This window comes from Paracoccus sp. P2, assembly GCF_046335115.1.
Taxonomy (GTDB): Bacteria; Pseudomonadota; Alphaproteobacteria; order Rhodobacterales; family Rhodobacteraceae; genus Paracoccus; species Paracoccus pantotrophus.
In genome coordinates this window covers 17,675-29,939 of sequence record NZ_JBGOSN010000046.1, presented here as the reverse complement: position 1 = coordinate 29,939, position 12,265 = coordinate 17,675, and the positions used below count along the sequence as shown (strand labels likewise).

13 protein-coding genes are annotated in these 12,265 nt (G+C 67.4%); 7 read left to right on the top strand and 6 right to left on the bottom strand.

All coding sequences use genetic code 11. The features are described from left to right. Positions 1-321 precede the first annotated feature (321 nt). Complete coding sequence (gene pheT / locus ACDP63_RS20230) at positions 322-2,709, top strand: phenylalanine--tRNA ligase subunit beta (RefSeq protein ID WP_024843606.1); 2,388 nt, start codon at positions 322-324, stop codon at positions 2,707-2,709. A gap of 46 nt (positions 2,710-2,755) precedes the next feature. Here pheT and ACDP63_RS20225 read toward each other — a convergent pair whose 3' ends face one another. Both ACDP63_RS20225 and ACDP63_RS20220 read right to left on the bottom strand, forming a co-directional pair. After that, complete coding sequence (locus ACDP63_RS20225; RefSeq protein WP_024843607.1) at positions 2,756-3,358, bottom strand: sulfotransferase family 2 domain-containing protein; 603 nt, start codon at positions 3,356-3,358, stop codon at positions 2,756-2,758. Between the two features lie 71 nt (positions 3,359-3,429). Further along, positions 3,430-4,131, bottom strand: a complete 702-nt coding sequence (locus ACDP63_RS20220) for a glutathione S-transferase C-terminal domain-containing protein (protein ID WP_028710093.1) — start codon at positions 4,129-4,131, stop codon at positions 3,430-3,432. 97 nt (positions 4,132-4,228) lie between these two features. Between ACDP63_RS20220 and mscL the strand changes: the two genes are divergently transcribed. Beyond that, positions 4,229-4,666 (top strand): large conductance mechanosensitive channel protein MscL, encoded by a 438-nt coding sequence (gene mscL, locus ACDP63_RS20215; protein WP_024843609.1) that lies wholly within the window; start codon positions 4,229-4,231, stop codon positions 4,664-4,666. A gap of 154 nt (positions 4,667-4,820) precedes the next feature. Next, positions 4,821-5,279 carry an Lrp/AsnC family transcriptional regulator gene (locus ACDP63_RS20210; protein ID WP_024843610.1) on the top strand — a complete coding sequence of 153 codons (459 nt, stop codon included), beginning with the start codon at positions 4,821-4,823 and terminating at the stop codon, positions 5,277-5,279. A gap of 86 nt (positions 5,280-5,365) precedes the next feature. Here the strand turns inward: ACDP63_RS20210 and rpsU are convergent, their stop codons facing one another. After that, positions 5,366-5,572, bottom strand: a complete 207-nt coding sequence (rpsU, locus tag ACDP63_RS20205; RefSeq protein WP_011748553.1) for a 30S ribosomal protein S21 — start codon at positions 5,570-5,572, stop codon at positions 5,366-5,368. Positions 5,573-5,696: 124 nt separating this feature from the next. Here rpsU and ACDP63_RS20200 point away from each other — a divergent pair, with 124 nt between their 5' ends. Continuing rightward, complete coding sequence (locus tag ACDP63_RS20200; protein WP_024843611.1) at positions 5,697-6,383, top strand: COQ9 family protein; 687 nt, start codon at positions 5,697-5,699, stop codon at positions 6,381-6,383. A gap of 11 nt (positions 6,384-6,394) precedes the next feature. Continuing rightward, positions 6,395-7,372, top strand: a complete 978-nt coding sequence (locus ACDP63_RS20195; protein ID WP_036747255.1) for an NAD(P)H-quinone oxidoreductase — start codon at positions 6,395-6,397, stop codon at positions 7,370-7,372. Positions 7,373-7,603: 231 nt separating this feature from the next. Here ACDP63_RS20195 and ACDP63_RS20190 read toward each other — a convergent pair whose 3' ends face one another. Then, on the bottom strand, positions 7,604-8,224 hold the full coding sequence (locus ACDP63_RS20190; RefSeq protein WP_024843613.1) for a ribonuclease T2 family protein: 621 nt from the start codon (positions 8,222-8,224) through the stop codon (positions 7,604-7,606). Between the two features lie 160 nt (positions 8,225-8,384). Between ACDP63_RS20190 and ACDP63_RS20185 the strand changes: the two genes are divergently transcribed. Beyond that, positions 8,385-9,131 carry a DUF1013 domain-containing protein gene (locus ACDP63_RS20185; protein ID WP_024843614.1) on the top strand — a complete coding sequence of 249 codons (747 nt, stop codon included), beginning with the start codon at positions 8,385-8,387 and terminating at the stop codon, positions 9,129-9,131. Positions 9,132-9,176: 45 nt separating this feature from the next. Here ACDP63_RS20185 and ACDP63_RS20180 read toward each other — a convergent pair whose 3' ends face one another. Next, a complete protein-coding gene (locus ACDP63_RS20180; protein WP_024843615.1) occupies positions 9,177-10,649 on the bottom strand; it encodes an NAD-dependent succinate-semialdehyde dehydrogenase in 1,473 nt (490 codons plus the stop codon). 277 nt (positions 10,650-10,926) lie between these two features. Here ACDP63_RS20180 and ACDP63_RS20175 point away from each other — a divergent pair, with 277 nt between their 5' ends. Beyond that, complete coding sequence (locus ACDP63_RS20175) at positions 10,927-11,646, top strand: DNA alkylation repair protein (protein ID WP_024843616.1); 720 nt, start codon at positions 10,927-10,929, stop codon at positions 11,644-11,646. Here ACDP63_RS20175 and ACDP63_RS20170 read toward each other — a convergent pair. After that, entirely contained in the window at positions 11,634-12,152 is a 519-nt protein-coding gene (locus ACDP63_RS20170; RefSeq protein WP_374327946.1) for a hypothetical protein, read from the bottom strand. The two genes, ACDP63_RS20175 and ACDP63_RS20170, sit on opposite strands and share 13 nt — an antisense overlap. Positions 12,153-12,265: the final 113 nt, after the last annotated feature.

Sequence of the window (12,265 nt, the reverse complement as noted above, 5' to 3'; positions counted from 1 at the left end):
GAACCGTTACACGGCTCTCGGCACGCCCACGACAATGGCCGCAGGATAAGTCTGTCCAAGGAAAGGGGAACTATACCCAAAGCACCTTTTGCGCAACAAAGCCTCGCAGAGTACTCTTCGCGATTGGTCATCGTAAGAATCGTTGTCTCCGCCGATGCGACGCAATACCCGCTTGCTAAGAAACCTGCGCGTAGCCGCGACCGCGCACGGGCGAAGTTTGTCGTCGGGTCGCGACAAGGGCCCTGCGCATCCGGCTCCACCACCCTACCAATCCGCCGCGCCATGCGCTAAGGGTCGCGCAAACCCGACGGAGCCGCCGCAATGAAATTCACCCTCTCCTGGCTCAAAGAGCATCTCGACACTCAAGCCTCCCTCGATGAGATCACCGAGGCGCTGACCGACCTTGGCCTCGAGGTCGAGGGCGTGGCCGATCCGGCTGCCAAGTTGAAGACCTTCACCCTGGCCAAGGTTCTGCATGCCGAGCAGCATCCCGATGCCGACCGGCTGCGGGTCTGCAAGGTGTTGACGGACGAGGGCGAGAAGCAGATCGTCTGCGGCGCCCCCAATGCCCGCGCCGGCATCACCGTGGTGCTGGCCAAGCCCGGCGATTATGTCCCCGGCATCGACGTGACCCTGGGCGTCGGCAAGATCCGCGGCGTCGAAAGCCATGGCATGATGGCCTCGGAACGCGAGCTGGAACTGTCGGAGGAGCATGACGGTATCATCGAGCTGCCCTCGGGCGAGGTGGGCGACAGGTTCGTCGATTGGCTGGCCGCGAACCGGCCCGAGGCCGTCGATCCGGTGATCGAGATCAAGATCACCCCGAACCGCCCCGATGCGCTGGGGGTGCATGGCATCGCCCGCGACCTTGCCGCGCGCGGGCTCGGCCGGTTGAAGCCGGTCGAGGACGTGATCGTGCCGGGCAGCTTCGCCTCGCCCATCCAGGTGGCGATCATGCCCGAGATGGCACCGAAGGCGCCGTTCTTCAGCGGCCGGCTGATCCGCGGGGTCAGGAACGGGCCGTCGCCGGACTGGCTGCAAAAGCGGCTGACCGCCATCGGGCTGCGGCCGATCAACACGCTGGTGGACATCACCAATTTCTTCACTTTCGACCTGAACCGGCCGCTGCATGTCTTTGATGCCGACAAGGTCAAGGGCGACCTGACCGTGCGCGCCTCGGTCGAGGGCGAGGCATTGCTGGCGCTGGACGGCAAGACCTATGCCTTTGCCCCCGGCACCATGATCATCGCCGACGAGGCCGGCCCGGAAAGCATCGCCGGCATCATGGGCGGCGAGCATAGCGGCTGCTCGGACCAGACGGTGAACGTCTTCCTGGAAAGCGCCTATTGGGATCCCATCGCCATCGCCACGGCGGGCCGGGCGCTGAAGATCAACTCGGACGCGCGCTATCGTTTCGAGCGCGGCGTGGATCCGGCCTTTACCCAACCGGGCCTGGAACGGGCGACGCAGATGATCCTGGAGCTTTGCGGTGGCGAGGCTTCCGAGGTGGTGACGGCGGGCGCGGTGCCCGACACGACCCGCAGCTACCTTCTGGAACCGGCGCGGGTCAGCAGCCTGGTCGGCATGGACATCCCCGAGGCCGAACAGCGCGCGACGCTGACCGCGCTGGGTTTCCGGCTGGAGGGCGACCGGGCCTTCGTGCCCAGCTGGCGTCCCGATGTGCAGGGCAGCGCCGACCTGGTCGAGGAGGTGGCGCGCATCGCCAGCCTGACCAAGCTGCAGGGCCAGCCGCTGCCGCGCCCGCAGGCGGGCGTGCCGCAGCCGGTGCTGACCCCCTTGCAGCGCCGCGAACAGGCGGCGCGGCGCATGGCGGCCGCGCTGGGCTACAACGAATGCGTGACCTACAGCTTCATCGACCAAAAGGCCGCGGCGCTGTTCGGCGGCGGTTCCGACGCGGTCAGGATCGAGAACCCGATCAGCAGCGAGATGACGCATATGCGCCCCGACCTGCTGCCGGGCCTGCTGGCGGCGGCGGCGCGCAACCAGGCGCGCGGCTTTGCCGATCTGGCGCTGTTCGAATGCGGCCCCGTGTTCAGCGGCGGCGAGCCGGGCGAGCAGGATCTGCACCTGTCGGGCATCCTGGTCGGGGCGAATGCGGCGCGCGACCCCTATGCCTCGCGGCGCAAGGTGGACATCTACGACGCCAAGGCCGATGCCGAGGCGGTGTTGCAGGCCATCGGCGCGCCGGCCAAGGCGCAGATCAACCGCAAGCTGGACGGCTGGTGGCATCCGGGCCGGGCGGGGAACATCGCGCTGGGGCCGAATGCGCTGGCGACATTTGGCGAGATCCACCCTCGCGTGCTGCGGCATTTCGGCATCAAGGGTGCGGCGGTCGGCTTTACCATTCGCATCGCCGCCGTGCCGCTGCCCAAGGTGAAATCGCCCTCACGCCCGGCGCTGGTGCTGTCCGACCTGCAGGCGGTCGAGCGCGACTTCGCCTTCGTGGTGGACAGCGGCGTCGAGGCGCTGACGCTGGTGAACGCGGCGGCGGGTGCGGACAAGGCGCTGATCGAGCGGGTGACGGTTTTTGACCAGTTTACCGGGCTGGAAGGCGGCAAGAAGTCCATCGCCATCACCGCGCGGTTGCAGCCGCGGGAAAAGACCCTGACCGATGCCGAGATCGAGGCGGTCAGCGCCAAGATCGTCGAAAAGGTCGGCAAGGCCACCGGCGGCGTGCTGCGCAGCTAGGGCGGGCCATGGGGCCGGGGTCCGCGCCCCGGCCTGATGCCCCGGTTCAGTCGGTGAAATAGCCCAGCGTCTCGAAATCGCGGGCGTAATGGTCGCGCACCCGGATCCGGTCCACCTGGTCCCAGGCGATCCCCAGCGGGTCGGGGCGCAGGTCGTGGGGCAGGCTTTCGGGCGGGGCGACGCCCAGCCATTCCGCCATGCGGGCGAGGGGGGCCTGCAAGCCGTCCTCGAAGCGGAAGGTCTCGACTTCGCTGCCCAGGAACTCCCATTGCGGGCGCAGGTGGTTGTCCAGGCAGAAGGGCTCGCGCTTCTGGCGGTTCAGCCAATCCTCCAGCCAGAGCGAGAAGACGGGCAACCCCTTGAAGAAATTCTCTTTCGCCAGATGCACCCGCATCCGGTATTCGCTGGCGACGCGGTCGTAGGGGTTGCGCACCACGGTCAGCACATGGTCGAAATAGCCCTCGCCCAGCAGCGCGCGGATGTCCTGCATGCGCAGATGCTGCGGCGTGCATTTCATCGCCGCGGGGATGCCCTGGCTGAACAGGCGCAGCGGCGCGATGCCCAGCATCCAGTTCTCGACCGAGGTGCCGCCGGTCTTGGGGATGTGGATGAAAAGGATACGTTTTCCGTTATGCTCGATAAAAGGCATGAGACCGTCCGCGATGTTTCCCGGACGGTCCATGAATCGCGTATCGGTTGCAAGCCCTGCCGCGATGCCGGTCAGGCGGCCCCGACCTCGATGCCGCGCTGCACGGCGGGACGGGCCAGGAAGCGTTCCAGATAGGCCTGGACGTTGGCAAAGCCATCCATGCCGGTCTCTGTCTCGGCCTCGTAATTCACCCGGACCGTGCGCAGCCAGGGCCCTACGGCCATGTCGGCGATGGAATATTCGCCGGTGATCCAGTCGCGCCCCTGAAGCTGGCGGTCCAGCACGCCCAAGAGCCGCCGCGCCTCGTCGTAATAGCGGGTGCGGGGACGGGGATCCTCGATCTCGCTGCCCTTGTAGCGGTGGAAATAGCCGACCTGGCCGAACATCGGCCCGACCCCGCCCATCTGCCACATCAGCCACTGGATGGTGTGGTAGCGCGCCGCACCCGAGGCGGGCAGGAACTTGCCGGTCTTGTCGCCCAGATAGATCAGCATGGCGCCGGTTTCGAACAGGCCCATGGGTTTGCCGTCCGGCCCGTTCGGGTCGATCATCGCCGGGATCTTGTTATTGGGGTTCAGCGACAGGAATTCGGGGGTGAACTGGTCCTCGGGGTCGGAGATGCTGATGCGATGCGCGTCATAGTCCAGCCCGCATTCCTCGAGCATGACCGAGGTCTTGATGCCGTTCGGCGTGTTCAGCGTGTAAAGCTGGATGACCTCGGGACGCCGGGGCGGCCAGCGGCGGGTGATCGGAAATTCGGATAATGCCGTCATGTCGTTTCCTGTCCAGTCCTGTCTCATGTTGCAAGGGGTTAGCGTGATGTGGCAGCCTTTGCCGGAACGCGTGCAACAGGCCGGGAAAGGTAAGCCCATGTTCAAGGAGTTCAAGGAATTCATCGCCCGGGGCAATGTCATCGACCTTGCCGTCGGCATCATCATCGGCGCGGCCTTCACGGCGATCGTGAATTCGCTGGTCGCCGACCTGATCAACCCGATCATCGGGCTGCTGACCGGCGGCACGGATTTCAGCGGGCATTACCTGGTGCTGAAGGGCGAGGTTCCGCCGGGCGCCAGCCTGCAGGTGGCGCGCGATTCCGGCGCCTCGGTCTTTGCCTATGGCGCCTTCCTCTCGGCGGTCATCAACTTCCTGATCGTCGCCTGGGCGGTGTTCCTGCTGGTCAAGGCGGTGAACAAGGTGCAAAGCGCCGCGATCCGCAAGAAAGAGGCCGAGGCGGCCGCCCCCGCCGGCCCGACGCAGGAGGAGCTGCTGATGGAGATCCGCGACGAGTTGCGGGCCCGCAGCGTCTGAGGCGGAAGCGGCCGGCCAAGGCGGCGGCGCGGCGCCCTGGGGTCGTGCCGTGCCGCCTGTTGCGGTGATTTTCGCTTATATCCGGCCTCTGGCGGCGCTATGGTCGAAGAAACCGGCGCCGACCGGCGCCCGCGAGACAGGGATCGCCCCGATGATCGAGCTTGACGCGACGGATCGCCGCATTCTCTCCGTCCTGCAACGCGACGGGCGCATGACCAATGCCGATCTGGCAAACGAGGCCGGGCTTTCCCCCAGCGCCTGCCACCGCCGCGTGCAGAGGCTGGAGGAGGCTGGGGTGATCCGCGGCTATGTCGCGCTGCTCGACGCGCGCAAGCTGGAGCGGCCGACCACGGTCTTTGTCGAGATCACCCTGTCGGGCCAGGCCGACGAGCTGCTGGAGGCTTTCGAGCGCGCCGTGCGCACCATCCCCGACGTGCTGGAATGTCACCTGATGGCCGGTTCGGCGGATTACCTGCTGAAGGTGGTGGCGCAGGATACCGACGATTTCGCCCGCATCCACCGCCAGCGGCTGGCCAAGTTGCCGGGCGTGCAGCAGATGCATTCCTCGTTCTCGCTGCGCACGGTGGCCTTCACCACGGCGCTGCCGGTGTGAAGGAACCGGGATGAAAGGAACCGGCGTGAATGAAAAACCCCCGCGCATGGCACGGGGGTTTTCCTGAAACGAACGTGTCGCTCGTCTTACAGCGCGCCTTCGCGTTGCGCTTTCTTGCGCGCCAGCTTGCGGGCGCGGCGGACGGCCTCGGCCTTTTCACGGGCCTTCTTGACCGAGGGTTTCTCGAAATGCTGCTTGAGCTTCATTTCACGGAACACCCCCTCGCGCTGAAGTTTCTTCTTCAGAGCACGAAGCGCCTGTTCGACGTTGTTGTCGCGAACACTTACCTGCATGTGGTTGTCACCACCTTCCTAGGTTAAAGTTGAGCTGATTTGCAGGACGCGGCCTTCTAGCAAGCCGAATCGGCTTTGTCCAGATTTTCCGGACCCGCGCCGCACGAAGAAAAAGGAGAGTGCCATGACGGATGACCGCGAGCGGCTGATCGAGGCCGCGCTGTCCCATGTCATCTTCGAGGGCATGGGCGACAAGGCCATCGCCGAGGGCGCGCGCGACATCGGCATGAACCCGGCCCTGGCGCGGGTGCACCTGCCGCGCGGCGGCGCGGATCTGGCCGCCGCCTATCACCGCCGGGGCGACCAGGCGCTGCGCGACTGGCTGGCGGCGCATCCGCCCGAGGGCCGGTTTCGCGACCGGGTCTCGGCGGCGGTGATGCGGCGGCTGTCGCTCAGCAACCGCGAGCTTGCACGGGCAGGGGCGGCGATCCTGGCCTTGCCGCAGAATGCGGCGCTTGGCGCGCGGCTGGTCTGGGAGACGGCCGATGCGATCTGGGACGGGCTCGGCGACCGCTCCGAGGACGTGAACTGGTATTCCAAGCGCGCGACGCTGTCGGCCGTCTATGGCGCGACGGTGCTTTACTGGCTGGGCGACGATTCGCCCGAGGCCGAGGAGACGCGCCGCTTCCTGGACCGCCGCATCGAAGGGGTGATGCGCTTCGAAAGCCTGAAGGAACGGGTCGGCGGACTGCCCGGCGTCTCGACCCTGGCCGGGCTTGCGACGGGCTGGATCAGGCGGCCGGAAAATCGCAATCTGCCCGGAGCGTTGCGCGCAAATCCGCGCGCCCGGACAGAAGGAGGCGACGGGTGATTCCCGATGTGATGCAGGCAATCGAGATTTCATCCCCCGGCGGGGCCGAGGTTCTGCGGCCGGTGACGCGGCCGGTGCCGGTGGCCGGGCATGGCCAGATCCTGATCCGCGTTGCCTGGGCCGGGGTGAACCGTCCCGACGTGCTGCAACGCGCCGGCTCCTATGCGCCGCCACCGGGGGCCTCGGACCTGCCGGGCCTGGAATGTGCCGGCGAAGTGGCGGCCGTCGGTCCGGGCGTCACGTGCTGGAGGCCGGGCGACCGGGTCTGCGCCCTGCTGCCGGGCGGCGGCTATGCGCAATATGCGACCTGTCCCGCAGACCACGCCCTGCCGATTCCGCAGGGGCTGTCTCTGCGCCTGGGCGCCGCGTTGCCCGAAACCGCCTTCACTGTCTGGTCCAACGTGGTCATGCGCGGCGGCTTGCAGCCGGGCGAGCGCTTCCTGGTCCATGGCGGCTCATCGGGCATCGGCACCATGGCGATCCAGATCGCCAAGGCGCTGGGGGCGCGGGTCTGGGCGACGGCAGGCTCGGCCGAGAAATGCGCGGCCTGCGAGAAGCTGGGCGCCAGGGCGATCAATTATCGCGAGGAGGATTTCGTCGCCGTGCTGCGCAAGGCCGGCGGCGCCGACCTGATCCTGGACATGGTCGGCGGCGACTATATCGCTCGCAATATCAAGTGCCTTGCGGATGACGGCCGGCTTGCCATGATCGCCTTCCTCGCCGGGCCCAAGGCCGAGATCAACTTCGCCCAGATCATGGCCCGGCGGTTGTCGGTGACCGGTTCGACCCTGCGGCCGCAATCCGACCTGGCCAAGGCGCGCATCGCCACCGAACTGCAGGAGCGGCTCTGGCCGCTGGTCGAGGCGGGGGCGGTGCGCCCGTTGATCGACAGCACCTTCCCGCTTGCCGAGGCGGCCGAGGCGCATCGCCGCATGGAGGGCAGCGGCCATATCGGCAAGATCCTGTTGCGGGTTTCGGCCGCGGATTGACTGCTTCGGCGACTATGGCACGGCCCGGAGCCTCCGGCGGGGATATTTGGGCAAGAAAGAAAAGCACACACCCCGCCCGCCGGAGCTGAAGGTCGGGGTGTGGCTTCTTCCTTGACGGCCATCGGCGTCCCCGCCTGTTCCGTGATTCCAAGCTGACAGAAAATCCTTGCGATTCGGTTAACGGTCTCTTCCTTGTCCAAATATCCCCGCCGGAGGCACGCGGCCGCGCCATCAGCGCGGCGCCGGCATCAGGAAGCTGCCCTGGCAATCCCGCCCGGCATCCTCAGCGCAGGCACGCGGCCGCAGGTCGCGGGTCAGGCAGATGCGGATCTCCTGCAGGGCGCGGGCGCGGCAGGTCACGGTGATGCCGTCGCGTGCAAGGCCGGGATTGGCCTCGATGAAGGCGTCTTCGATCACCTGGGCGGGCAGGGTGACGTCGCGGTCGAGCTGGCGCAGCGTCTCGGGCAGGGCGATCCGGGCGGCGGCCTTGCGGGTCAGGGCGAAATAGTCCCGCGCCGGCAGGCCCGAGCAGCGGCCGTGCTTTTTCCATTGATACCAGGCTAGGCCGCCCGTTCCCATCAGATCCGCCATGGCACGGGTTTCGTGGCGCGCGGGGTCGCGGGCTTCGGTCCGGCAATATTCCGGCCAGCCGCGTTCGTATTGCGGCCACAGGCCATGGACGACGAAGCCCAGGCGCCGCCCGGTCGCGCATTGTTCGGCCTCGTCCTGGGTCCGGCACCAGCTGGGCGACCAGCTGAGCGACAGCACGTAATAGTCGAACCGTCCCGCGATGTCCTGGGCCAGGGCCGCGGGGGCGAACAGCAAAAGGGCGATCAGGGCGGCCGGTCTCATGCCGGCGAACCTAACGCCGGTCCCGGCCGCGCGCCACGAATTTCAGGCTTTATTTTGCTCCCTTCCGGGCCTATATAGCCTGTCAATCCCCCGAAAATGGAATGGCAGCCGCCGAAAGCCGTTTTCCCCGGCCGGAAGAGATATTGTTAAGGAGAAGGTCATGAACAAGCCGCTGATGGCCAAGGCCACCGCCGTCTGGCTGGTCGACAACACGACGCTGAGCTTCAAGCAGATCGCCGATTTCTGCGGCATGCACGAGCTTGAGGTCCAGGGCATCGCCGACGGCGACGTGGCGGTCGGCGTCAAGGGCTTCGACCCGGTCGCCTCGAACCAGCTTGATGCGTCCGAGATCGAGAAGGGGCAGAAGAATCCGCTCTACCGGCTGAAGCTCAAGCACAACCCCGCCGCCGAGGGCGAGGAGAAGCGTCGCGGCCCGCGCTACACGCCGCTGTCCAAGCGCCAGGACCGGCCGGCAGCGATCCTGTGGCTGGTCAAGTTTCATCCCGAACTGGCCGATTCGCAGATCTCGAAGCTGGTGGGCACCACCAAGCCGACCATCGCCTCGATCCGCGACCGCACGCATTGGAACATCCAGAACATCCAGCCCATCGACCCGGTGGCGCTGGGGCTTTGCCGTCAGTCCGAGCTTGACGCCGCCGTGCAGAAGGCCGCCAAGCGCAAGGCCGCCGAGGGCGGCGCCATGACCGATGACGAGCGTCGCAAGCTGCTTTCGACCGAGACCTCGCTTGCCATGTCGGACGAGCCGCGCCTGCCCAGCTCGATCGCCGGGCTGGAGAATTTCAGCCTCAGCAAGGATGACGAGAAGCCCGAGCCGGACGACAACCTGGATGCGGACAGCTTCTTCAACCTGCCCGACGCGGATGACGACGAAGACGAGGATCACTGATCCCGCAAACCCCGGAGCCCGGCTCCGGGGTTTCTTCCTGGCCGGTCAGATGGACAGGCAGATGTATTTCATCTCCAGGTAATCTTCGATGCCGTGGCGCGAGCCCTCGCGGCCAAGCCCTGACTGCTTGACGCCGCCGAAGGGCGCCACCTCGGTCGAGATGATGCCGGTGTTCACGCCGACGATGCCGTATTCCAGCGCCTCCTGGACGCGGGTGACGCGGCCGATGTCGCGGGCATAGAAATAGGCGGCAAGCCCGAAGATGGTGGCATTGGCGCGCTCGACGGCCTCTTCCTCGGTCTCGAACTTGAACAGCGGCGCCAGCGGGCCGAAGGTTTCCTCGGTCGCCACCTTCATCTTGTCGGTGATGCCGGTCACGACCGTCGGGTCGAAGAACAGCCCGTCGCGCGGCTTGCCGCCGGTGAGGACAGAGGCGCCGCCCTCGACCGCGTCCTGGATATGTTCCTGGACCTTTTCGACGGCATCGCGGTTGATCAGCGGGCCGGTGGTCACGCCTTCTTCCAGCCCGTCGCCGACCCGCAGCCTGTCCACCGCCGCCGCCAGCCGCCGGGCGAATTCGTCATAGACCCCGGCCTGCACATAGATGCGGTTGGCGCAGACGCAGGTCTGGCCGTTGTTGCGGAATTTCGAGGCCATGGCGCCCTCGACCGCCGCATCCAGGTCGGCATCGTCGAAGACGATGAAGGGGGCGTTGCCGCCAAGCTCCATCGAGCATTTCAGCACCTGGTCGGCAGCCTGGCGCAGCAGGATGCGGCCGACCTCGGTCGAGCCGGTGAAGGTCAGCTTGCGGATCAGCGGGTTCTCGCAGAACTCCTTGCCGATGTCCGAGGATCGCGACGAGGTCACGATGCTGAACAGCCCCTTGGGCACGCCCGCGCGTTCGGCCAGCACCGCCAGCGCCAGCGCCGAAAGCGGGGTCTCGGCGGCGGGGCGGCCGACGAAGCCGCAGCCGGCGGCGATGGCCGGGCCGCATTTGCGGGTGATCATCGCGTTCGGGAAGTTCCAGGGCGTGATCGAGCCGACCACGCCGATCGGCTGGCGGATCACGGTCAGGCGCTTGTCGGGCTGGTGGCCGGGGATGGTCTCGCCATAGATGCGCTTGGCCTCCTCGCCGAACCATTCGATGAAGCTGGCGCCATAGGCGATCTCGCCCTTGGCCTCGGGCAGGGGCTTGCCCTGCTCGGCGGTCAGGATCTTGCCCAGGTCGTCCTGGTTCTCCATCATCAGGTCGAACCATTTGCGCATGATCTGGGCGCGTTCCTTGGAGGTGCGGGCGGCCCAGCCCTTCATCGCCTCGGCGGCTGCGGCGATGGCGCGGGCGACCTCGGCGCGGGACAGGTCCGCCACCTCGGCGATCACGTCGCCGCGGGCCGGGTTCACCACCGGGAAGGTCTTGCCGTCATCGGCGTCGATCCATTCGCCGGCGACATAGGCGCGGGTCTGCAAGAGCGAGGGGTCTTTCAGCAGCATCTTGAGGTCGGTCGCGGGCTTGTTCATGGCGGGGCTCCTTCCGTTCGGCTCCGGTGCAGGCTTGCGCTTTTGCCGGGCCAACGCAAGTCGCGGCTGGCCCGTGACGGCGGTCGAGGAATTGTGATGAACCGGATCGGGATTTGCGGCGTTGGCTTGCCATCGTCAGGTTTCCCTCTTGGCGTATTCGACTGGGGCGGCGTCTCTCTCTGGCGTCGCCCCTTTTTCATTGCTTCTTTTCGCCAGCGGTGCGGATTATTCCCCCACGGGATCGGCGACCGGCCGATCTGTTCGGAAAACGGTGAAGATGCGGGAACTGGATGAGTTGAAGGCGCTGGGCGATGCCGGCAAGGCGGTCGAGATGGCGGCCTATCACAAGGCGGCGCGGGTCTATTTGGGCGTGACGGTGCCGGCGATCGACGAACTGGCCCGCGGTTGGCGGGCCGGGCTCGACGTGCCGGGGCGGGTCGATCTGGCACGGCGGCTTTGGGACAGCGATGTGCATGAGGCGCGGATCGCGGCGGCGAAGCTGCTGACCCAGGCGCGGATCCGGCCCGATGAGGCGGTCTGGGAGCTGATTGCCGGCTGGGTGCCGCAATTCGACACCTGGGCGATCGCCGACCATGCCATGAAGGCGGGCGAGCGGCGGCTGCTGGCCCGGCCCGAGCGGCTGGACGAGATCGAGCCCTGGCTCGATCATCCCAGCTACTGGGTGCGGCGCGCAGCGCTGGTCGGCACGCTGCCCTGGACGCATATCCGCAACCCCAAGCCGCAGGATCTGGAGCGGCGCGAGCGCGTGCTGTCCTGGCTGGCCCGGCTGGCCGATGACCGGGAATGGTTCGTGCAAAAGGCCATCGGCTGGTGGCTGCGCGAACTGTCCAAGCACGACCCCGGCCGCGTGCGCGGCTGGCTGGCCGAGCATGGCGCGCGGCTGAAGCCTTTTGCCCGGCGCGAGGCGGGGCGGTGGCTGCCGGAAAACCGCGGCAGGACCGGGCAGGACCGGCCGGGCGCCGATCAGTTGCCATAGACCTCGATCGTGGGCAGGTCGGTCAGGCTGACGCCGATCAGCTGCAAGGCCGGCAGCGAGACCTGGCTGCCGCCGCTGGCCGGGCCGTCCAGCGGGATCAGCCGCACCTTGGCGGATTTGCGGTTCGCCGGGTTCACGATCCGGCCATCGGCTTCGGATTTCACCAGCGGCGTCTTGATCCAGAAGCCGGGCTGCGAAGGGTCGCCCAGCGAGGCGATGGTGGTGCCCAGCCGACGCTCGCCCGTGGTGGGCGGGGCGGCGGCCGCGGCCTTTTGCTCGCGGGTGGTGGTGTCGAATTCCGCCGCCGTGCGCGCCGCGGGCGAGGGGCGCGCGGCCGCGGTCAGCGTCGGGTTCGCCGCGGCGGCTTCGGTGCCGGCCGTTCCGCCGTCGCTGCCCGCGGTGGTGCCGGGCGTGCGGGGTGCGGTCTGCGTCGCAGGGGTGCAGGCGGCCAGTGCCAGCAGCGCCAGCGCGCCCAGAAGGCGCAGGATCGGCTTGGTCATCGGCATGCGCTTGTCCTTGTCATCCTTTTCCAGATCGGGGCGAGGCTAGACCCGGCCGGCCCCTGCTGTCCACCCGAGCTTCCATTCATGGTTACGAGACCATCAACGGATCGGCCGGC

Coding starts and splice junctions, on each gene's coding strand:
- ACDP63_RS20180 (WP_024843615.1), bottom strand. CDS start 10,649: ATGAACAAGCCCGCGACCGACCTCAAGATGCTGCTGAAAGACCCCTCG.
- ACDP63_RS20220 (WP_028710093.1), bottom strand. CDS start 4,131: ATGACGGCATTATCCGAATTTCCGATCACCCGCCGCTGGCCGCCCCGG.
- ACDP63_RS20175 (WP_024843616.1), top strand. CDS start 10,927: ATGCGGGAACTGGATGAGTTGAAGGCGCTGGGCGATGCCGGCAAGGCG.
- ACDP63_RS20200 (WP_024843611.1), top strand. CDS start 5,697: ATGACGGATGACCGCGAGCGGCTGATCGAGGCCGCGCTGTCCCATGTC.
- ACDP63_RS20170 (WP_374327946.1), bottom strand. CDS start 12,152: ATGCCGATGACCAAGCCGATCCTGCGCCTTCTGGGCGCGCTGGCGCTG.
- ACDP63_RS20195 (WP_036747255.1), top strand. CDS start 6,395: ATGCAGGCAATCGAGATTTCATCCCCCGGCGGGGCCGAGGTTCTGCGG.
- ACDP63_RS20185 (WP_024843614.1), top strand. CDS start 8,385: ATGAACAAGCCGCTGATGGCCAAGGCCACCGCCGTCTGGCTGGTCGAC.
- pheT (WP_024843606.1), top strand. CDS start 322: ATGAAATTCACCCTCTCCTGGCTCAAAGAGCATCTCGACACTCAAGCC.
- rpsU (WP_011748553.1), bottom strand. CDS start 5,572: ATGCAGGTAAGTGTTCGCGACAACAACGTCGAACAGGCGCTTCGTGCT.
- ACDP63_RS20225 (WP_024843607.1), bottom strand. CDS start 3,358: ATGCCTTTTATCGAGCATAACGGAAAACGTATCCTTTTCATCCACATC.
- mscL (WP_024843609.1), top strand. CDS start 4,229: ATGTTCAAGGAGTTCAAGGAATTCATCGCCCGGGGCAATGTCATCGAC.
- ACDP63_RS20190 (WP_024843613.1), bottom strand. CDS start 8,224: ATGAGACCGGCCGCCCTGATCGCCCTTTTGCTGTTCGCCCCCGCGGCC.